The sequence below is a fragment of the Actinomadura verrucosospora genome, assembly GCF_039540335.1.
GTDB lineage: Bacteria > Actinomycetota > Actinomycetes > Streptosporangiales > Streptosporangiaceae > Spirillospora > Spirillospora verrucosospora.
Genome location: NZ_BAABEV010000018.1, coordinates 117,842 through 137,880 on the forward strand (window position 1 = coordinate 117,842; position 20,039 = coordinate 137,880).

The 20,039-nt window shown below is 73.0% G+C and carries 21 protein-coding genes; 10 read left to right on the forward strand and 11 right to left on the reverse strand.

Going from position 1 to position 20,039, the window contains the following annotated elements; genetic code table 11:
- Positions 1–55: 55 nt before the first annotated feature.
- Entirely contained in the window at positions 56–484 is a 429-nt protein-coding gene (locus ABD944_RS20955) for a winged helix-turn-helix transcriptional regulator (RefSeq protein WP_345178946.1), read from the forward strand.
- Here ABD944_RS20955 and ABD944_RS20960 read toward each other — a convergent pair.
- Complete coding sequence (locus ABD944_RS20960) at positions 472–1,671, reverse strand: FAD-dependent monooxygenase (protein ID WP_345178949.1); 1,200 nt, start codon at positions 1,669–1,671, stop codon at positions 472–474. The genes ABD944_RS20955 and ABD944_RS20960 overlap by 13 nt on opposite strands.
- Positions 1,672–1,832: 161 nt before the next feature.
- Between ABD944_RS20960 and sp36 the strand changes: the two genes are divergently transcribed.
- From sp36 to ABD944_RS20980, 4 genes are read left to right on the forward strand one after another with little or no spacing between them, the layout of a single operon-like run.
- On the forward strand, positions 1,833–1,988 hold the full coding sequence (gene sp36 / locus ABD944_RS20965) for a Sp36 family protein (RefSeq protein ID WP_345178951.1): 156 nt from the start codon (positions 1,833–1,835) through the stop codon (positions 1,986–1,988).
- A gap of 54 nt (positions 1,989–2,042) precedes the next feature.
- Complete coding sequence (locus ABD944_RS20970; protein ID WP_345178953.1) at positions 2,043–2,504, forward strand: RidA family protein; 462 nt, start codon at positions 2,043–2,045, stop codon at positions 2,502–2,504.
- Positions 2,505–2,552: 48 nt separating this feature from the next.
- Complete coding sequence (locus ABD944_RS20975; RefSeq protein WP_345178989.1) at positions 2,553–3,407, forward strand: NUDIX hydrolase; 855 nt, start codon at positions 2,553–2,555, stop codon at positions 3,405–3,407.
- 4 nt (positions 3,408–3,411) lie between these two features.
- Complete coding sequence (locus ABD944_RS20980; protein ID WP_345178955.1) at positions 3,412–4,335, forward strand: MBL fold metallo-hydrolase; 924 nt, start codon at positions 3,412–3,414, stop codon at positions 4,333–4,335.
- A gap of 26 nt (positions 4,336–4,361) precedes the next feature.
- Here ABD944_RS20980 and ABD944_RS20985 read toward each other — a convergent pair whose 3' ends face one another.
- Positions 4,362–5,048, reverse strand: coding sequence for a Crp/Fnr family transcriptional regulator (locus ABD944_RS20985; RefSeq protein WP_067483689.1), 687 nt, complete (start codon positions 5,046–5,048; stop codon positions 4,362–4,364).
- Positions 5,049–5,279: 231 nt separating this feature from the next.
- Between ABD944_RS20985 and ABD944_RS20990 the strand changes: the two genes are divergently transcribed.
- Positions 5,280–5,972, forward strand: a complete 693-nt coding sequence (locus ABD944_RS20990; RefSeq protein ID WP_345178958.1) for a TetR/AcrR family transcriptional regulator — start codon at positions 5,280–5,282, stop codon at positions 5,970–5,972.
- Here ABD944_RS20990 and ABD944_RS20995 read toward each other — a convergent pair.
- From ABD944_RS20995 to ABD944_RS21005, 3 genes are read right to left on the reverse strand one after another with little or no spacing between them, the layout of a single operon-like run.
- Positions 5,959–7,323, reverse strand: a complete 1,365-nt coding sequence (locus tag ABD944_RS20995) for an alpha/beta hydrolase (protein WP_345178960.1) — start codon at positions 7,321–7,323, stop codon at positions 5,959–5,961. The two genes, ABD944_RS20990 and ABD944_RS20995, sit on opposite strands and share 14 nt — an antisense overlap.
- A gap of 24 nt (positions 7,324–7,347) precedes the next feature.
- Positions 7,348–7,905 (reverse strand): carboxymuconolactone decarboxylase family protein, encoded by a 558-nt coding sequence (locus ABD944_RS21000; protein ID WP_345178961.1) that lies wholly within the window; start codon positions 7,903–7,905, stop codon positions 7,348–7,350.
- Complete coding sequence (locus tag ABD944_RS21005; protein WP_345178962.1) at positions 7,902–8,783, reverse strand: SDR family NAD(P)-dependent oxidoreductase; 882 nt, start codon at positions 8,781–8,783, stop codon at positions 7,902–7,904. The genes ABD944_RS21000 and ABD944_RS21005 overlap by 4 nt, the downstream gene beginning before the upstream one ends.
- A 151-nt stretch (positions 8,784–8,934) precedes the next feature.
- On the opposite strand from ABD944_RS21005, the gene ABD944_RS21010 reads away from it, so the two are divergent.
- Entirely contained in the window at positions 8,935–10,374 is a 1,440-nt protein-coding gene (locus ABD944_RS21010) for a sigma-70 family RNA polymerase sigma factor (protein WP_345178963.1), read from the forward strand.
- A gap of 12 nt (positions 10,375–10,386) precedes the next feature.
- Here ABD944_RS21010 and ABD944_RS21015 read toward each other — a convergent pair whose 3' ends face one another.
- The gene (locus ABD944_RS21015) at positions 10,387–11,652 is read right to left on the reverse strand and encodes a PucR family transcriptional regulator (RefSeq protein ID WP_345178964.1); all 1,266 of its coding nucleotides are present in this window, start codon (positions 11,650–11,652) and stop codon (positions 10,387–10,389) included.
- 120 nt (positions 11,653–11,772) lie between these two features.
- Here ABD944_RS21015 and nth point away from each other — a divergent pair, with 120 nt between their 5' ends.
- From nth to ABD944_RS21030, 3 genes are all read left to right on the forward strand, one after another.
- A complete protein-coding gene (gene nth, locus ABD944_RS21020) occupies positions 11,773–12,513 on the forward strand; it encodes an endonuclease III (protein WP_345178966.1) in 741 nt (246 codons plus the stop codon).
- A gap of 56 nt (positions 12,514–12,569) precedes the next feature.
- Positions 12,570–13,271, forward strand: coding sequence for an NUDIX hydrolase (locus ABD944_RS21025; RefSeq protein ID WP_345178967.1), 702 nt, complete (start codon positions 12,570–12,572; stop codon positions 13,269–13,271).
- A gap of 215 nt (positions 13,272–13,486) precedes the next feature.
- Positions 13,487–14,683: a MarP family serine protease gene (locus ABD944_RS21030; protein WP_345178968.1), complete on the forward strand. Its 1,197-nt coding sequence runs from the start codon at positions 13,487–13,489 to the stop codon at positions 14,681–14,683.
- On the opposite strand, the gene ABD944_RS21035 is transcribed toward ABD944_RS21030, so the two are convergent.
- The 5 genes from ABD944_RS21035 to acs form a co-directional block, all read right to left on the reverse strand.
- A complete protein-coding gene (locus ABD944_RS21035) occupies positions 14,680–15,036 on the reverse strand; it encodes a DUF309 domain-containing protein (protein ID WP_345178970.1) in 357 nt (118 codons plus the stop codon). The genes ABD944_RS21030 and ABD944_RS21035 overlap by 4 nt on opposite strands.
- A 115-nt stretch (positions 15,037–15,151) precedes the next feature.
- Complete coding sequence (locus ABD944_RS21040; RefSeq protein ID WP_345178971.1) at positions 15,152–16,075, reverse strand: alpha/beta fold hydrolase; 924 nt, start codon at positions 16,073–16,075, stop codon at positions 15,152–15,154.
- 8 nt (positions 16,076–16,083) lie between these two features.
- The gene (locus tag ABD944_RS21045) at positions 16,084–16,515 is read right to left on the reverse strand and encodes a phage holin family protein (protein WP_345178972.1); all 432 of its coding nucleotides are present in this window, start codon (positions 16,513–16,515) and stop codon (positions 16,084–16,086) included.
- A gap of 13 nt (positions 16,516–16,528) precedes the next feature.
- Positions 16,529–17,752 (reverse strand): Na+/H+ antiporter NhaA, encoded by a 1,224-nt coding sequence (gene nhaA / locus ABD944_RS21050; protein ID WP_345178973.1) that lies wholly within the window; start codon positions 17,750–17,752, stop codon positions 16,529–16,531.
- 238 nt (positions 17,753–17,990) lie between these two features.
- Positions 17,991–19,958, reverse strand: coding sequence for an acetate--CoA ligase (acs, locus tag ABD944_RS21055; protein ID WP_345178975.1), 1,968 nt, complete (start codon positions 19,956–19,958; stop codon positions 17,991–17,993).
- Positions 19,959–20,039 lie beyond the last annotated feature (81 nt).

The window sequence follows — 20,039 nt, forward strand, 5'->3', positions numbered from 1 at the left end:
GGGCCGGAAGAAGTTACTTCGGAGTGCGTTCGGTACCCGGAGGTGAGCCCGCGGCATGGCCACGATGACGGCGGCGGAGCGTCGCGAGCAGGAGAAGGCGGCGTTCGAGGCTTACATGGACGGATGTCCCACTCATCAGCTGATGGGGATCATCGGCAACAAGTGGAGCATGCTGGTCCTCACGGAGCTGGCGCGCGGCACTCGCAGGTACGCCGAGGTCAGCAGAGCGCTCCCGGGCGTCAGCGCGAAGATGCTCACGCAGACGCTCCGCTCCCTTGAGCGAGACGGACTCGTGGCGCGCAGCGTGACCCCGTCCGTGCCCGTCCAGGTCGAGTACACCCTGACCCTGCTGGGCGAACGGATCGTGCCGCTGCTCACCTCCATCAAGGAGTGGGCCGGCCGCCACATCGACGAGATCAACGCGTCGCGCGAGCGGTACGACGGAACTCCCGAGCGCGGCGGGGGCCCCGATCACACGGCGTGAGGCGCCCGGCCCGGCTCCGGGTACTCCCTCAGCTTGATCGCCGTGGCGGCCTGCGTGGTCAGCTTGTCGAGGAGCTTGATGAACGGGCCCGCGGTCAGCAGCCGGTAGACCGTCGTGCGGCGGCGCAGCGCGCGCTCGTTCTTCGGTGCGAAGAACGGCCCGACCCCGCCCGCGACCCGCTGGCACGCCGTCGTGAACTTCTTGATGCGCTCCTCGTAGGCGGGGAACGCGGCGCGGTGGTCGCCGTCCGCGGCGGCCAGCTCGCCCGCGAGGACGTAGGCGCACACGACCGCGAGGCCCGTCCCCATCCCGCCGCAGGTGGCGCCGTAGCCGGCGTCGCCGAGCAGGGCGACCCGCCCCTTCGTCCAGGCGTCCATCCGGACGATGCTGATCGAGTCGCAGTAGAAGTACGGGGCCTCCCACATGTCGCGCATCAGGGCGCCGGCGTGCCAGCCCATGCCGGCGAACCTCTCGGCCAGCGCCCGCTTCTGGGCCTCCTGGTCGCGGCGGTGCGGCTCCAGCTCGTCGTCGGCGAAGACGCACATGACGTTCGCGCCGGTTCCGCCGCGGGTGGGGTACACCGACACTCCGCGCCCCACTTCGCTGTAGAGCTTGCCGGTGCCGATGCCGAGCCGGTTCGGCGCCTCGAAGATCGCGACGTGGTAGCCCGAGTCCCGGACGAACCGCGACTCGTCGCCGAACGCGAGCCGCCGGACGTTCGAGTGCAGCCCGTCCGCGCCGACGACCAGATCGAACGTGCGCGGAGCCCCGCGCTCGAAGGTGACGTGGACGCCGTCGGCCGTCTCGGTCATGGACGCGATCGAGTCGCCGAAGACGTACCTGGCGGAGTCCCGGGTCAGCTCGTACAGGAGCTCGGCGAGGTCGCCTCGGTGGATCTCCACGTCCCCGCCGGTGAACGAGTCGGGCAGGGCGACCCGCGTCCGTCCTTCGGCGTCGATCAGGTCGAGCGCGCCGCCGTGGGTCTGCCTCCGCCGGATCTCGTCCAGGACGCCCATCTTCTCCAGCACCCGCAGGTGCACCTCGCCGCGGAAGTCGACGGCCTGCCCGCCCGGCCGGATCGCCTCCGCCCGCTCCACGACGGTGACGTCGTACCCGTACCGCGCCAGCCAGTAGGCCAGGGACGGGCCCGCGATGCTCGCACCCGAGATCAGCACGCTCTTGCTCATCGTTCTCTCCGTTCGTCGTTGCCGTCGAACAAGAGATTCGCGACCCGCCCTGACCGACCCCGCACCACCGGCTGACCGCCTATCCGCCGGTCCGTCAGCGCACCGGGGCGGGGGGCGGGTTCGAGCGGGGTCCGGGTATGGCGATCGCTAGGGTGAGGGCCATGAAGAAGTGGGAGTACGCGACCGTTCCGCTGCTGGTGCACGCGACCAAGCAGATCCTCGACAACTGGGGCCAGGACGGGTGGGAGCTCGTCACCGTCATGCCGGGGCCGAACCCCGAGAACCTCGTCGCCTACTTCAAGCGCGAGATCGAGTAGCGGCGCCCTGCCGGAACAGCCCCGTCGTAAGGACCTCAACGAGGAGGAATGGCGATGAGCACGCCTGAAGAGCGGATCCGCGAGCTCGGCATCGAGCTGCCGGAGGTCGTCCCGCCGGTCGCGTCCTACGTGCCGACGGCGCGGACGGGGTCGCTCGTCTACACCGCGGGCCAGATCCCCCTGGTCAAGGGCGAGCTGGGCGTCACCGGGAAGGTGGGCGCGGAGGTCAGCGCGGAGGAGGCGACCCGCCAGGCGCGGATCTGCGCGCTGAACGCGATCGCGGCGCTGAAGGCGGAGGTCGGCGAGCTGTCGCGGATCGTGCGGATCGTGAAGGTCGTCGGGTTCGTCGCCAGCGCGCCGGACTTCCACGGCCAGCCGCAGGTGATCAACGGGGCGAGCGACCTGCTGGCCGAGGTGTTCGGGGACGCGGGCCGGCACGCGCGCAGCGCCGTCGGCGTCGCCGTCCTGCCGCGCGACGTGCCCGTCGAGGTGGAGCTGATCGCCGAGGTGGCGTGAGCCTCCGGGCTTGACGGAACGCCATTCGGTATGTCCGAATGGCTCGCCATGGGGATCAGCAACGGACTCAAGCTGCCCGAGTCGTTCCGGGGGCAGGTCGAGGACATCCTGGAAGGCCGGGCCGAGCCGGCGCCCGCCAAGGACGCGGCGACCGTGGTCGTGCTGCGCGACCACGACGAGCACGGGCTCCAGGCGTTCATGCTGCGCCGCGTCCGGTCGATGGCGTTCGCGCCCGGCGCCTACGTGTTCCCCGGCGGCTCGGTCGACCCGCGCGACGGGGAGGCGGCGCTGGCGTGGTCCGGGCCGTCCCCCGCCGAGTGGGGCCGGGCGTTCGGCGCCGACGAGACGCTGGCCCGCGAGCTGGTCTGCGCGGCGGTCCGGGAGACGTTCGAGGAGACGCTCGTGCTGCTCGCCGGCCCGACCGGGGAGACGGTCGTGGACGACACGCGCGGCGACGACTGGGAGGCCGACCGGCAGGCGCTGCTGGACCGCTCCCAGTCGTTCGGGGGGTTCCTCGACCGGCGCGGCCTCGTGCTGCGCTCCGACCTGCTGCGCCCGTGGGCGCACTGGATCACCCCGAAGATCGAGCGCAGGCGCTACGACACCCGGTTCTTCGTCGCCGCGATGCCGGCGGGGCAGCGGGCCAGGGACGTCAGCACCGAGGCCGACCAGGTCGCCTGGGTGAGCCCGGCGGAGGCGGCCGAGCGGGCGGCGCGCGGCGAGTGGACGATGCTGCCGCCGACCGTCGCGACGCTGGCGGAGCTCGCCGGGTTCGCCACGGTCGCCGACGTGCTCGCCGCGCGGCGCGAGATCGTCGTGCAGGAGCCGGTCGCTGAGATCATCGACGGCGACGCCTACCTCGTCCTGCCCGAGGGCGTCGCGCGGCACTACCCGCAGGGCTGAGGAGATGGCCCGCCGGGTGCCGCGGAGCCAGGCCGTCCTGTGGCGGCTGGCGGGCACGTCCGCGCTCCGGCGGCTGGAGCGCCTCGGCTGGAACCCGGCCCGCCACCCCGATCGCGCCTCGGGCAGGATGGGGGACATGACGGAGATCGACGGGATGGGTACCGAACGAGCCACCTGCGTGCTCGCCCCGAACCCGTCCGCCATGACCCTGGACGGCACCAACACCTGGATCATCGCGGAGCCCGGCGCCGCCGAGGCCGTCGTCGTCGATCCCGGGCCGAAGGACGCCGTGCACCTGCGGCGCGTCCTGGAGACGGTGGAGTCGCAGGGGCGGCGGGTCGGTCTCGTCCTGCTCACGCACGGGCATCCCGACCACTCGGCGGGCGCCGGGAAGTTCGCGAAGATGGCGGGAGGCGGGGTCGGGGTGCGGGCGCTGGATCCCCGGCACCGGCTCGGCGACGAGGGCCTCGCGGAGGGCGACGTCGTCACCACGGGCGGTCTGGAGCTGCGGATCATGGAGACGCCGGGGCACAGCGACGACTCGCTGACGTTCTGGCTTCCGGCCGACGGCGCCGTCCTCACCGGCGACACCGTCCTCGGGTACGGGACGACCGTGCTGGAGGGGAGGCTCGGCGACTACCTCGGGTCGCTCGACCGGCTCCGCCGGTTCTCCGCCGACCGGGGGGCCGCGACGATCCTCCCCGGTCACGGGCCCAAGCTGGACGACCCTGTCGCCGTCCTCGACCACTACATCGACCACCGCCGCGAGCGCCTCGCCCAGGTCGAGGCCGCCGTCGCGGCGGGCGCCCGCACGGCGCGGGAGGTCGTCGAGCGCGTCTACGCCGACGTGGACCGCTCGCTGTGGCCCGCGGCCGAGTGGTCGGTCCAGTCCCAGCTCGACTACCTCGCCGAGCGCGGGGCCGTCTGACTCCTCCCGCCCGCTTCGGGTCTCTCCTACTTCGAGCGCTTGCGGAGGCGCTCGATGTCGAGGATCACGACGGCGCGGGCCTCGATGCGCAGCCAGTTGCGCTGGGCGAAGTCGGCGAGGGCCTTGTTGACCGTCTCGCGGGACGCGCCGACGAGCTGCGCCAGTTCCTCCTGGGTGAGGTCGTGGTGGACGTGCAGGCCCGCCTCCGACGGCTGGCCGAAGCGCTCCGCGAGGTCGAGCAGCGCCTTGGCGACGCGCCCGGGCACGTCGGTGAAGACCAGGTCGGCCATCACGTCGTTGGTCTTGCGGAGCCGCTGCGCGAGCGCGCGGAGCAGCTGCACGGCGACCTCGGGGTGGCCGGTGAGCCAGGGCCGCAGGTCGTCGTGGCCGAGCCCGGCGAGGCGGCACTCGGTGACCGCGATGGCGCTCGCGGTGCGGGGGCGCGGGTCGAACAGCGACAGCTCGCCGAACATCTCGCTCGGGCCGAGCACGCTCAGCAGGTTCTCGCGCCCGTCCGGCGCCGTCCGGGTGAGCTTGATCTTTCCTTCGAGGACGACGTAGAGCCGGTCCCCGGTCTCGCCCTCGTTGAACAGCGTCTGTCCGCGGGCGAGACGCACCTCGGTCACGTTGGCGCGCAGCGCCTTGGCACCCTGCTCGTCGAGAGCCTCGAAGAGCGGGGCTCTGCTCAGAACGTCCACGTCGCGATCGGTCACGCTATTCCTCCTCGAACACCTACTTGCCTAGTGTGACGTACGTCCCACCGCGTACGTGAAGGCAGGGTCACGGCGCGCCGAAACGCGGGACCAGGGGTGATCCGTCCCGGGGGGCGGCCCCGGTCCCGTTCGCCCAGTGTACGGACCACCGGGTGAATGCCGTCACACCGGTCTCATCGCCCGTTACGGGATGGCCCGGGCAGGGAAGCGGCCGTGCCTTAACCTGAGCGGATGCAGACGTCCGAGTCCGGGCCCACACCGCGCCGCCTCCCTAGGGGGCGCCACGCGCTGTCGCGCGCGGAGGTCGAGCGGGTGCACCGGGACCGGCTGTGCGGCGCCATGGCGCAGGCGATGGCGGAGAAAGGGTACGTCGGCACGTCGGTGGAGGACGTCCTGAAGCGGGCCCGGGTCTCCCGGCAGAGCTTCTACGCGCTGTTCTCGTCCAAGCTCGACTGCTTCATGGCCGCCTTCGACCAGGCGGGCCTGCTGCTGTTCCTCCAGTTGCAGGAGGCGATGCAGAGCGAGGGCGACGCGGCCGGACAGGGGACGGCGCAGGGCGAGGCCGACGCGGTCGGCGAGGCCGACGCGGCCGAACGGTTCGAGCGCGTCTTCACCGCCTACCTGGAGGCGCTCGCGGCCGAACCCGCGTACGCGCGGCTGTTCCTGGTGGAGGTGTTCGCGGCGGGCCCGGAGGCCGTCCGGCGGCGGACGCGCGTCCAGCGCGACCTGGCGGCGAGCCTCGCCGACCTCATGGGCGTGACGGGCGACAGCGGCCGGTTCGCGTGCGAGGTCGTCGTGGCGGCGGTGAGTTCGATGGTGACCCCGGCCGTGGCGGCGGGCGACCTGGAGGCGCTGCGCGCCATCAGGGCCCCGGTCATCGAGCACGTGCGGCTCCTGCTGCGCTCGGGCGTCATGGACGGCTGATCCGCACCAGCGTGGTCGCGGCGCCGCGCGCGGGCGGGAGGGTGAGCGTGAGCCGCCCGGAGGGCCCGGCGGAGGTCCTGATGACCTTGTGCGTCCTCCCGCGCGCCACGTCGATGACGACGCGGGCGCCGGGACGGTAGGACGCGGGGGTCGTGACGGTGGCGGTCCCGGCGGCGCGCAGGGCGAAGCCCGTCGCGGAGGCGTCCGTCAGCGCGCTGAACTGCCGGGCCTCCGGCCGCTTGAGCGAGACCGTCCAGCCCCACTGCGTCCAGGCCGGGTCGATCGACCGGTAGGAGATCTTCGCGGGCGGGCGCGGCGGGGCGGCGAACGTCCGCGTCAGCGGGCCGATGTGCCGCCGCAGGTCGCGGGCCCAGTACGGGAAGGTGTGGGTGCCGAGCAGGCGGTCGTCGTAGTGGCTGGGGATCTCCAGTGCCTCCAGCCGCCGGTGGAAGCCGGCGGTCGAGGCGTGCGTGAGGGCCTCGATGCCGATCGCGGCCGGGTCCGGGACGGGCGGGTCGAGCGGACCCGGGACGCCGGCGGCGGTGTGGAGCGCGAGCCGCATCCCGCGCAGGTTGGGCGCGAGGGTCGCGGGGTCGTGGCCGCGCCAGTTGATCGCGTCGGCCAGCCGCGAGCCGAAGATCGCGTCGGGGTGCACGCCGTCGCCGACGGCCGCGACGTAGGAGACGACTCCGGCCGCGCCGACGGAGACGACGGGGTCGTAGGCGATGTCGGGCGCGCCCGAGAACGAGGCGGCGGACACGAACAGCTCGGGGTGGCGGGCGGCGTAGCTCATCGCCCCGAATCCGCCCTGCGACAGGCCGGCGACGGCCCGGCCCTCCCGGCGGGGGACGGTGCGCAGGTTCCGGTCGATCCAGGGGATGAGCTGGGTGACGTGGAAGGTCTCCCACCTGGACGGCCCGAGTGCGGTGCGCGGGTCGGCCCAGTCGGTGTACCAGCCGCCGCCGTCGCCGTCGAAGCCCCCGTCCGGCATGACGGTGATCAGCGGCCGTCCGGCGGTGGTCCTCTCGGCGTCGCCGCGCTCGATCCAGTCGGAGGCGCGTCCGGACGTCCCGTGGAACAGGTAGAGGACGGGGAAGCGGGCGCCGGGACGCCGGTCGTAGCCGGTCGGCAGCAGGACGCGCATGTCCACGGCCCGTCCCAGCGCGGCCGTGCTGACGCGCAAGGCGTACTGGCGGTCGTCGACGCGCCGCACGTCCACGACATGGATGCCGCCGGAGTCGGTGAAGCGGACCGCTCCTCCGGCGGCCCGTCCGGCGGCGCGGGCGGGGACGGCGAGTCCCGGGGAGGCCGCGGCGAGGGTCAAGGTGATCGCGAGGACTCGGATGCGCAAGGGGGACCTCCTCGGACGTGCCGGTCAGCGGCCGCCGGCGGGGCGGCGGGGCCGGTCGGGCTGGACGCGCAGCGCGGTGATCACGGTCGCGAGCATCTCGTAGTGGGCGGCGAGCATGGTCAGCTCGACGCACTCGCCCTCGGTGAGGTGGGCGCGCAGCCGCGTCCAGGTCTCGTCGTCCAGGTCCCGCTCGGCGTGGAGGCGGTCGACGGCGGTGAGGACCGCCCGCTCGCGCGGCGTCCACCCGTCGGCGTCGGGGCCTGCCTTGAGACGCACCACGTCCGGCTCGCGCACGCCCGCGCGGCGCGCGAGCCGGACGTGGTGGCCGAACTCGTACTGGCAGTCGCGCAGATGGGCGACGCGCAGGATCACCAGTTCGGTCTCCCGGCGCGGGAGGGTACCGCCTGGCATGAGCCGTCCGGCGAACCACAGCCAGCCGCGGAACAGCCCGCGGCGGCGCGCCAGGGTCAGGAGGAGGTTCGGCGGCCCGGTCCCGGCGGCCCGGCCCGCGGCGCGGCAGGCGAGCCAGTTGACCACTCCCACCTCGCGGACGCCGCCGGGAGTGGCGCGGGGGACCGTCACCGATCGGGGTCCGGCTGCGGCGTCGTCAGCTCCACCCGCTCGTTCCTGGCGATCTCCAGGATGTCGCGCAGCCCGCGCTGGACGAGGTGGTCGGCGACCGGCTGCACGGCCATCCGGACCGGCAGGACGGCGCCCACCCACCAGGGGGCGACGATCCGCCTGGACCGGCGGGCGATCCCGCGCTCCAGCGCGTCGATCCCGACCTTCAGCGGCGTGACGCCGAAGGCCAGGCCGGTCCGGGGCGACGCGTCCATCAGGGCGGACGCGGCCTCGGTGCCGAACCCGCGGCGCGTCATGTCGGTGTCGAGCTCGGCGAAGTACGCGACCCCGGCCTTCCCGCCCCACGGGCGCAGTTCGGCCCGGAGCGTGTTGCCCAGCGCCTCCACGGCTGCCTTGGACGCGCTGTAGGCGCCCAGCAGGGGCGCGTTGACGGCGGCGGCCAGGGACGACACCGCCAGCGCGTAGCCGCGTTCGTGGCTGAGGTGGGGTCCGGCGGCGCGGAGCGTGTTGTAGACGCCCAGCACGTTCACCCGCAGGCTCTGCTCCATGACGGACGGGTCGCCGCCTATGACGGGCATCTGCGCGGCCACGCCCGCGTTGGCGACGACCACGTCCAGGCCGCCCAGTTCCCGGACGGCGCTTTCGACGACGTCCTCGACCGTGCCGCGGTCGGTCACGTCGCACGTCCACCAGGGGGCCGTCCCGCACCGGTCGGCGACGTCCGCGAGGAGGCCGGGCTCCAGGCCGGCGAGCGCCACGCGCGCGCCGTGCTCGTGCAGCCGGGCGGCGAGCGCCGCACCGATGCCCCGCGCCGCGCCGGTGATCAGCACGCGCCGTCCGGCGAGGGTCGCCGTCCAGCGGGACGAGTCCAGGATCATGCGGTGACCATAACACTGGAGAACAGCTCTGTCTTTTTAAGATTGCCTACAAATCCCCGTAATCCGGGCGCGTGTCGGGTGTCTCCTCCTGCGGTGAGCAAGCGGTCTCCGAAGGTTGTGGTGAGATGCGTGCCTTGGGTTGGATGGCGTGGTGGTAGCGGGCGTGGGGACGCGGCCGGACGCCGACCTTCTGGCGGCCGCCGCGAAGGGCGACGACGAGGCCTCCGACGAGCTGTTCAGGCGGCACCACACGGCGGTCCTGCGGTACGCGCGCGGGCTGGTCCGCGACCAGCACCTCGCCGAGGACCTGACGAGCGAGGCCTTCACGCGCACGTTCGCGGCGATGCGCCAGGGCGCCGGGCCCCGCGACGCGTGCAGGCCCTACCTCTACACCGTCGTGCGGAACACGGCCACGGACTGGGCGCGCGGCGCCCGCCGCACCGTCGTGACCGACGAGGTCGCCGAGTGGGCCTCGGACTCCGAGGACGAGCCGCCCGACGTCGACGAGCTCGACGCGCTCGTCCGCGCCTTCCGGTCGCTGCCCGAACGGTGGCAGACCGTCCTCTGGTACACGGTCATCGAGGAGGAGCCCGTCGGGCAGGTCGCGGAGCTGCTCGGCATGGAGAAGGGCGCGGTCTCCCAGCTCGCGTTCCGGGCGCGCGAAGGGCTCCGGCAGGCGTTCCTCGTCGCGAGCTCCGGGGGACGTCCGGAATGCGCGGAGTTCACCGCCCAGCTCGCGGCGAGCGTCCGCCGCCCCGGCCGCCGCCGCAGCCGCGCCCTGCGCCGGCACCTGGAGTCCTGCGAGGAGTGCAGGCGGGCCTCCAAGGAGATGACCGACCTCAACGGGCGGTTGCGGCGCGCTCTGCCGATCGGCGCCGTCCTGCTGGGGGCGCCGTCGGCGCCGCTCGGCTCCCTCGCTCCGGCGGCCTCCCTGCCCGGCTGGTCCCTTCCGGCCGCGGTGGCCGGCGGCGTCGCCACCGGCATCGCGATCATCCTGTTCACCACGGTCGGCGGCGGTCCGGGCGAGGACCCGCGCGCCGCCCCGCCACCCGCGACGCCCACCCCGGCGAGTTCGGCTCCGGCGGACGTCGCCCCGCCCGACTACACCGTCGGCACCCGCTCCCCCGAAAGCGGCGGCCGGGTCCCCGGCGGCGCCGGCGGCGATGGCACGGCGTCCGGCGCGGGTCCCTTCCGCGTGCGGAACACGACGCTGCAATCGTGCCTGGCGCCCAGCGGGACGTCGGTCGTGCAGCGCTCCTGCACCGACTCGGCGACCGGGTGGAAGCGCAAGAACACAGGCGGCGGCTTCACGCTGACGAGCAGCTCCACAGGGCGATGCCTGAGCCGCGGGACGCCCGCCGCGGGCGTTCCCTGGGAGGGCGGAAGCGAATACACGGTCGTCATGGCCCCCTGTGGGGGCGCGAACCAGGTCTGGAAGCTCGTCCGATTCGCGCCGTCCGTCTACCGGCTGGCCAACGGCGACGGCTACTACCTCCAGGCGAGCTGGTCGGGCCTGAAACCGGTGACGCTGAAGCCGTCCTCCTACGCGGGCATGGCGGCTCAAGGCTGGGCCGTCGAAGCCGCAGGCTGACCCCATCGGCGGTCACCCGTAGCCCAGGCGTTCGCGCGGGGCGGACGGTTCGGCGCCGGCCTCGGCGTTGAGGGCGAGCCACGCGCGCAGCGCCATGTGGAGCTCCAGCCGGTCCGACGTCGCGTGCACGGCGTCCCCGAACAGGTCGTCGAGCTGCCGCAGCCGGTACCGGACGGTCTGGGGGTGCAGGTGAAGGTGACCGGACACCTCCGTGGCGTTGAACCCGTGCTCCAGGCAGGCCAGCAGCGTCTCCACGAGCCGGTAGCGCTGGGCGGGACGCGCGTTCAGCAGCGGGGCGAGCCGGCGCGCGATCACCTTCTCCACCAGCGCCCGCTCCCGCATCATCACCAGGATCGGCATGTGCCGCTCGGCCGGGATGGGAGCCGCGCCGCCGATCAGGCCCTGGCGGGCCAGCGCCAGGGTCTCGCGCGCCAGCCGCAGGGACGTCGCGACGTCGCCGATCCCGACCGCCGGGCCGATCGCGGCCGTCCAGCCGTGCAGCTGCCGCTCCAGCATCCGCGCGCGGCCGGGGCCCTCCGGGTCCGGGACGATCAGGCAGGGCTCCCCCAGGTGCAGGCCCGGCAGGACGTCCGGGGGCAGCGACGGGTGCCGGGCGTCGGGGCCGTCCTCGCGGAGGGCGACGACCGCTAACGTGCGCGGCAGCGCCCAGTCCGCCTCGCGCGCCGCCCCCCTGAGGTCCGCCGCGGAGGCTCCGTTCAGCAGCAGGTCGAGCAGGTGCCGCCGGCGGTCCCGGAGCGCTCCCGCCGCCCGCGCGGCGGCGTCCGCGTGGCCCTCGGCGACGATCGCCGCCAGCTGGTTCAGGTAGTCGAGCGCCGCGTTGGCGATGGCCGCGATGATCGCCGGACTCGTCCGGTAGCCCATCCGCTCGGCGTGATCGGTGAGCCGCTCGACGGCCAGGCCCGTCCCGATCCGCGTCGCCGCCTGCCAGGAGTCCAGCGTCCGCCCCTCGCTGGCCTCGCCGACGCCGATCTGCCGCCAGAACTCCACGACGTCGGCCGACGGGGCGGCGGGGTCGGCCATCAGGTCCAGGAAGTGCCCGATGGCGCACTCCGTGCCCAGCTGGACCGCCTTGGCGTAGCGGGGATCGTGCGGCCGGACGAACTCCGGCAGCCGCCTCTCGATCCGGCGCACCGCCTCCGCCGCGATGCCGGGAACGTGCTCGCGAAGGTCACCCGCGATCCGGGCGGCGCCCTCGAACGACAGGTCGAGCTCGATCCGGCGCACCGGAAGGCGGACCACCTGGCTGAGGTCGGACATGAGATCTCCTTCGGGGAACGTCGTGCCCGGAGAGACGGCCCGCCCCCGCGCCGATTACGCGGATCGGCGCGACTTTCTCGTTCGGCCGGAACCGGGCCGCGAGGCTTTAGGCTGGCCGGTATGGCGACGGAGGCGTCCCCGAAGGCGCGGGCTCGGAAGTGGAAGGACGAGACGAGGCTGGGGCTGGTGCGGCGGGCGCGCCGGATCAACCGGATCCTGGCCGAGACGTACCCTGACGCCCACTGCGAGCTGAACTTCGGCACCCCGTTCCAGCTGCTGGTCGCGACCGTTCTCTCAGCCCAGACCACCGACATGCGGGTGAACCTGACGACGCCCGCGCTGTTCGCCAAGTACCCCACCCCGGAGGACCTGGCCGCCGCCGACCCCGAGGACGTCGAGGCGATCCTGAAGCCCACCGGGTTCTTCCGCGCCAAGACCAAGTCGGTCATGGGGCTGTCGGCCGCGCTCCGCGACCGGTTCGACGGCGAGGTCCCCGGCCGCCTCGAAGACCTCGTCAAGCTGCCCGGCGTCGGGCGCAAGACGGCCAACGTCGTCCTCGGCAACGCGTTCGACGTCCCCGGCATCACCGTCGACACCCACTTCGGCCGCCTGGCCCGGCGCTTCGGCTGGACGACCGAAGACGACCCCGTGAAGGTGGAAGAGGAGATCGGCTCCCTCGTCCCGCGCAAGGACTGGACGATGCTGTCCCACCGGCTGATCTGGCACGGCCGCCGCATCTGCCACGCGCGCCGTCCCGCCTGCGGCGCCTGCCCGGTGGCGCGGCTCTGCCCGTCCTTCGGCGAGGGGCCGGTGGACGAGGAGACGGCGCGCAAGCTCGTCAAGCCCGGACCGTTCTCGTGAGCGGTTCTCCCGGCCGTCCCGGGAAGGAACGGGAACGTTCCGGAGTTGGGATCCACGTGACCGACGCCACCCCCGACTGCCCCGCCTGGCTCGACCGCTTCCGATCGGAGGCGCCGAGACTGCCCGTGCCGCCCGTGTTCCGGCCCGCTCCCTCCGCCCGCGCCGCCGCCGTCCTGATCCTGTTCGGCGACGGTCCGAGCGGCCCGGACGTCCTGCTCACCGAGCGCGCCGCCACCCTCAACAAGCACGCCGGGCAGCCCGCCTTCCCCGGCGGCCGCATCGACCCCGGCGACGACGGCCCGGTCGCGGCGGCGCTGCGCGAGGCGTGGGAGGAGGCCGGCGTCGAGCCGTCCGGCGTGGACGTGCTGTGCACGCTGCCGGAGCTGTACCTGTCGCACAGCGAGCACCGGGTCACGCCCGTCGCCGGCTGGTGGCGCGAGCCGTCGGAGGTCGCGCCCGGCCATCCCGGGGAGGTCGCGACGGTCGCGCGGGTCCCGATCAGCGAGCTGGTCGACCCGGCGAACCGGCTGATGGTGAGGCACCCCTCCGGGATCAGGGTCGGCCCCGCGTTCCAGGTCCGGGACATGCTCGTGTGGGGGTTCACGGCGGCGATCCTGACCCAGGTGCTGGGCGCGGGCGGCTGGGACCGGCCGTGGGACACCTCCCGCGTCGAGGACCTGCCCGAGGACGTCGTGAACCTCGCCGCCCGCGACCGAGGGGCCCGTGACCGAGGGGTGGACGTCGCCGCGCGCGACTGAACGGTGAACCTCGCCTTACGCGGCCGAGGCGTCTCGTCGTTTCCCACGAAAACGCCCACCCGCGCGGCGAGGGCTCGTGCGCAGGTCAGGTGGCAGTTCGCGGTGGACACGGCCGTCGCCGCTGTCCCGCGTCACCCTCGGCGGCTATCCGGCACGCCCCAAACTGGTCCATCGAGGGGACGTGAAGCAGCGGCGCGGCCCTATACGGTGAAGCGGTGCTGCACGACCACATTCTCGACCTGATCCTGCTCGTGCTCGTCGTGCTGTTCGGAGTCTCGGGCTACCGGCAGGGCTTCATCGTGAGCCTGCTGAGCTTCGTCGGCTTCGTCGGCGGCGGCGTCATCGGGGTCCTGATCGCGCCGCCGATCGCCGAGGCCGCGGTGGACGGCGCGGCGCAGCAGGCGCTGCTCGCCATCGTGGTCGCGTTCCTGTCCGCCACCCTCGGCCAGCTCGTCGCCTCGTCCGTCGGCGCCGTCCTGCGCAACCGGGTGACCGGGATGAACGCCCGCACCGCCGACGCGGTCGGCGGCACGTTCGTCAGCGCGCTCTCGCTGCTGATCGTCGCCTGGTTCTTCGGCAGCCTGGTCGCCAACTCCGAGTTCAAGCCCGTCCGGACGCAGGTCAAGGGCTCCTCGATCATCAACGGCATCAACGACGTGATGCCCCCGCAGGCGCAGACGTGGTTCACCTCGTTCCAGGGGTTCGTCAAGAGCAGCGAGTTCCCGCAGGTCTTCAACGGCCTCGGCGGCGAGTCGGTGGTGCAGGTGCCGCCGCCGGACGAGTCCGTCCTCAACACCCGGGGCCTGAAGGCCGCCAAGAACAGCATCGTGAAGGTGGTCAGCACGGCGCCGCAGTGCCAGCGCCGCATCGAGGGCACCGGGTTCGTGTTCGCGCCGCAGCACATCATGACCAACGCGCACGTCGTCGCGGGGGCGCGCGGCTCCTCGGTGGTGGCGACGCTCAACGGCGACACCAACCGCGGGCGGGTCGTGCTGTACGACCCGAAGCGCGACGTCGCCGTCCTCTACGTGCCGGGGCTGAAGGCGCCGGCGCTGGAGTTCGCCAAGGAGGCCCGCGTCCGCGACGACGCGATCATCGCCGGGTTCCCGAAGCAGCAGCCGTTCACGACCGGGGCGGCCCGGATCCGCGCCCGGCAGACGGCGCGCGGGCCCGACATCTACCACTCCGGCCAGGTCAGCCGCGAGATCTACGCCATCCGAGGCAAGGTCGAGCCGGGCAACTCCGGCGGTCCGCTGCTGTCCACCGACGGCCGCGTCTACGGCGTCATCTTCGCCGCGGCCCTGGACACGCCGTCCACCGGGTACGCGCTCACCGCGCAGGAGGTCGCGCCCGACGCGCGCGTGGGCGCCAACGCCACGAAGCCGGTCTCGACGGAGAGCTGCTCCGACTAGTTCGGTGTGAGGCGCAGGGCGATGGGGCCGTCCTGCGGCTCCTTCGCCAGGCTGCGTGTCCGCTGCACGATCCCTTGGACGTCGATGCCGTACGGAGCGGCGTCCAGGTACGGGACCAGCCGGTCCGCGGCGCGGCTGAGGAGGGCCTGGGCGCCACGCGCGTTTCCCCGGCGCAGATGGGTCACCCCTACGGCGACCTGTGCGAGACCCCGCCACAACTCCCGTTCGGGCTCCGGGGCGGACTTCCAGACCGCTTCCAGTACCTCATGGGCATGGAACGGGCGGTCGGCGTCCAGGAGGCGCTGCGCTTCGGCCAGGGCCTCCGCCGGTGGCATGTCGAGCTCGTCCGGCATCGTGGGTATGCCGGTGGCGCCGTGCGGCAGGGGACGTCCGTAGGCATCCCGTGGGCGTGCGTTGCGTGGGCGTCCCGACTCGTCCCGATCCCGCATGCCTCCACGGTACGCGGGTTCAGCGTTCCGGCCCCGGGTCGGCCAGCCAGTCGAGGAGCCGGGCGTCGAACTCCTCCGGACGCTCCTGGTGGGGGAAATGCCCTGCGCCCTCTATGAGCGTCCAACGGTACGGGGCCTTCACGTAGCGTCCGGAACCCTGCGCGCTGGCGGGAAGGGTGCACGTGTCGAGCGCGCCATGCACCTGGAGTGTGGCGGCATGGATGGGGGTGCGCATGCGGTGCGCGTAGCGGATGCCGTCTGGGCGGGCCTGGGAGCGGATGAGCCAGCGGTGGTACTCCAGTGCGCTGTGGGCGACCCCGGGGATCTGCACGGCTTTCCGTACGAGCCGCTCGGTGCGCTCGTCCGGCCAGTCCGGCCCCGACCAGTCGTGCAGAAGCTTTCCGACCAGTTCCGCGTCGTCGCGGACCAGGCGCCGTTCGGGCCACAGCGGCACCTGGAAGCCGAACGTGTGGCGCGCCGCCCAGCCCTGCCCGCGCGGGTCGCCGGCGACGGCCCGCCGCAGCCGCAGGGGATGCGGGGCGCCCACCACCGCCAGCCGCTGGACGATCTTCGGGTGGTAGACGGCCATCGTCCAGGCGAGCAGCCCGCCCCAGTCGTGCCCGACGACGGTCGCGTTCGCCTCGCCCAGGGCGCGGACCAGCCCCGCGGCGTCCCCGGCCAGCGTGACCAGGTCGTACCCGCGCGGCGGCTTGTCGCTGCCGCCGTAGCCGCGCAGGTCGACGGCGGCCGCCCGGTAGCCCGCGGCGGGCAGCGAGACGAGCTGGTGGTGCCACGACCACCAGAACTCGGGGAACCCGTGCAGCAGCAGGACGAGCGGCCCCTCGCCGGCCTCGGCGACGTGGAAGCGCGTCCCGCCGGCGCTGACCTGCCGGTGCGTCCACGGCCCGTCGACCTCGATCAGCGACGCGTCGTGCCCGGACACGGCGGCGGTCAGCCCGTCAGCTCGGGATCGCCGGAGTCGCCGCGGTGGCGCAGCGCGGTGAAGTCGTCCTTCAGCGTCCTGCGGGTCCGCTTCGCCCCTTCGATCTTGCGGATGCGGAAGTACCCGATGGCGATCAGGGCCAGGGCGAGGAGCAGGTACACGCCGGCCACGATGAGGAACGCCGCCCAGTGCCAGATCCCGGCGGCCACCAGCCCGTAGGCGAAGGCGATCGACAGCAGGATCACGATCAGCCCGCCGATCAGCGCGGCGATCGTGAACATCACGCTGCCCAGCGCGGCCTTCTTGGCATCAGCCTTCAGTTCCAGCTTGGCCAGGTCCATCTCGGCCCTGATCAGGTCGGAGACGCTGCTGGACGCCAGGGCGACCAGCTCGCCGAGGGACTTGTCCTCGACTCGCTCGCCCGGTAGTGCCTCGGACATATGGCTTTTCTCCTTAGTCCGGACGCGCCCGCTGACGCACCCTTCTCCGGAAGACGACGGCCGCGGCCGCCGAGGCGAGAACGCTCGCGATCAGGACCGCAGTCGTCACTCTCTCGAATTGTGACGGGTCGGTATAGGCCAAACCGCCGATCAGCAGCGAAACGGTGAAACCCACCCCGGCCAGGAGCGCGACTCCCGCGATCTCGTGCCAGTGCAGGTCCTCCCCGAGGGTCGCAAGGCCGAGCCGCACGGCCGTCCACGCCCCGCCGAAGACCCCCACGAACTTACCGACCAGAAGTCCGGCGATCACGCCGAGGGCCACCCGGTCGGTGAACACGGCGCCCAACTGCGCCGCGCCGAGGCCCACCCCGGCCGACACGAAGGCGAAGACCGGCACGGCCACGCCCGCCGAGAACGGCCGCAGCGCGTGGTCGGCGCGCTCGGCGTTCGTCGGCCGCCCGTCCGGCGTCTCCTTCGGGCTGGTGAGCATCCCCAGCGCGACGCCCGCGACGGTCGCGTGGATCCCGCTCCGCTGGAGGCAGTACCAGGCCGCGACGGCGAGAGGCACGTACACCCACGGCGAACGAACGCCCCGGTGCTGGAGCAGCCCGTACGCCACGATCAGCGCCGCGCCGAGCAGCAGCGGCGTCCAGTGCAGGGTGCTGGTGTAGAAGAGCGCGATGATGGCGATGGCGATCAGGTCGTCCACCACCGCCAGCGTCAGCAGGAACGCGCGCAGAGGCGCCGGGCACGAGGTGAACGTCACGGCGAGCACCGCCAGCGCGAACGCGATGTCCGTCGCCGTCGGCACCGCCCACCCGCTGGCCGCGCCCGGCGCGCCCGCGCTCACCGCCAGGAAGATCAGCGCGGGCACCGCCACCCCGGCCGCCGCGGCGATCACCGGCAGCGCCGCGTCCCGCGGATTGCGCAGCTCGCCGTGCGTGAGTTCCTCGCGCAGTTCCAGCCCGGCGATGAAGAAGAAGACGGCGAGCAGCCCGCTCGACGCCCAGTGCTGCACGTCCATGTGGCCGAGGTGCAGCCAGTGCGGGCTGATCTCGAACGTCTGGAGGCTCTTGTAGGCGCCGTCCCACGGCGTGTTGGCCCACACCAGCGCCGCGACCGCCGCGAGCAGCATCACCACGCCGCCGATCGTCTCGGTGCGGAGCGCACTGGCGACCTGGAGGCTGTAACGGACGGTCGGACGGAACGGCCACGTTGCTGCAACGCGGCGTTTCACGGGCGGGCGCGCCATAGAGAGAACCCCTGGGAAAGCGGCGGACGGCTGGACAAGGCCACGGCCCGCACGATCACTACGGGACGTCCCTGCCGACCAGACTTCCCGGCGCACCTAGGGACATTTTACCTGGCCCGCCCAGTGGGCGGCCCCGTTCCCCCGGCTCGGACGCCCAAACGGCCCGCGCCCGGCGGTGTGCCGGATGCGGGCCGTCGCGTTGGCCGGTGTGCGCCGTGTGGGGTCAGTCGTCCGACTTGGCGCTGGGCAGCTTCTCGGAGATGAGGTCCATCACCGTGCTGTCCGCGAGCGTCGTGACGTCGCCGATGCTGCGGTTCTCCGCCACGTCCCGCAGCAGCCGCCGCATGATCTTCCCGGAGCGGGTCTTCGGCAGCTCCGGAACGATCATGATCTGGCGGGGCTTGGCGATCGGGCCGAGGGTCTTGGCGACGTGGTCGCGCAGCTCCCGCAGGAAGTCCTCGCCCTCGACGTCGCCGCCGGCGTCGCCGCGCGGGATCACGAACGCCACGATGGCCTGCCCGGTGACCGGGTCCGTCGCGCCCACCACCGCCGACTCGGCGACCTTCGGGTGCGAGACCAGCGCCGACTCCACCTCCGTCGTGGAGATGTTGTGCCCGGACACGAGCATGACGTCGTCCACGCGGCCGAGCAGCCACATGTCGCCGTCCGCGTCCTTCTTGGCGCCGTCACCGGCGAAGTACAGGCCCTCGAAACGCGACCAGTACGTCTTGACGTACCGCTCGTCGTCGCCCCAGATCGTGCGGAGCATGCCCGGCCACGGCTCCCGGACCACCATGAACCCGCCGCCGCCGTCCGGCACCGAGCGGCCCTGGTCGTCGACGACGTCCGCGGCGATGCCGGGCAGCGGGCGCATCGCCGCGCCCGGCTTGCCCTCCGTCACCCCCGGCAGCGGGCTGATCATGATGGCGCCGGTCTCGGTCTGCCACCACGTGTCGACCACCGGCGTCCGGTCGGCGCCGATGTTCCTGCGGTACCAGACGTAGGCCTCGGGGTTGATCGGCTCGCCGACCGACCCCAGCACACGCAGGGACGACAGGTCGTACCGGGCCGGGATGTCGTCGCCCCACTTCATGAACGTGCGGATCGCCGTGGGCGCGGTGTAGAAGATGGACACCTTGTACTTCTGGATGACGTCCCACCAGCGGCCCTTGTCGGGGGTGTCGGGCGTCCCCTCGTAGATGACGCTGGTCGAGCCGTTGGCGAGCGGCCCGTACACGATGTAGGAGTGGCCCGTCACCCATCCGATGTCGGCCGAGCACCAGTAGACGTCCGTCTCCGGCTTCAGGTCGAACACCGCCCAGTGCGTGTACGCGCACTGGGTCAGGTAGCCGCCGCTGGTGTGCAGGATGCCCTTCGGCTTCCCCGTCGTCCCGGACGTGTACAGGATGTAGAGCGGGTGCTCGGAGTCCATGGGCTCGGCGGTGTGCTCGTCGCTCTGCCGCTCGACGACGTCGTGCCACCACAGGTCGCGCTCGTTCTCGACGACCTCCTCGCCCGTGCGCCGCACCACGAGGACGTGCTCGATCGTCGGCGTCTGCGCGACGGCCTCGTCCACGATGCCCTTGAGGTCGGACGGCTTGCCGCGCCGGAAGCCGCCGTCCGCGGTGATGACGAGCTTGGCCTGCGCGTCGTCGATGCGCGTCCGGAGGGCCTCCGCGGAGAATCCGCCGAACACCACCGAGTGGGTCGCGCCGATGCGGGCGCACGCCAGCATCGAGATCGGCAGCTCGGGGATCATCGGGAGGTAGATCGCGACCCGGTCGCCCTTGCGGACGCCCAGTTCGAGCAGGGCGTTGGCGGCCCTGTTCACCTCGCGCTGGAGGTCGGCGTAGGTGAGGGTGCGGGAGTCGCCCGGCTCCCCCTCCCAGTGGTACGCCACCTTCTCGCCCCGCCCGGCCTCCACATGCCGGTCGACGCAGTTGTAGGCGACGTTCAGCTCCCCGCCCACGAACCACTTCGCGAACGGCGGGTTGCTCCAGTCCAGGACGTCGTCCCAGCGCTTCGTCCAGGCGAGCCGGTCCGCCTGCTCCGCCCAGAAGCCCAGGCGGTCCTCGTCAGCGCGCTCGTAGGCGTCGGCCTTGACGTTCGCCGAGGCGGCGAGGTCCGCGGGCGGGGGGAAGCGGCGCGTCTCCTGCAGAAGGTTCGACAGTGTTTCTTGGCTCTGGCTCAACGCGAACTCCTTGCTAGCTCAAGCGGGGGTCGCCCGGTATCCCCACTTCACCAGGTAGGTCCCGGTCCCCACAAGGCCGCG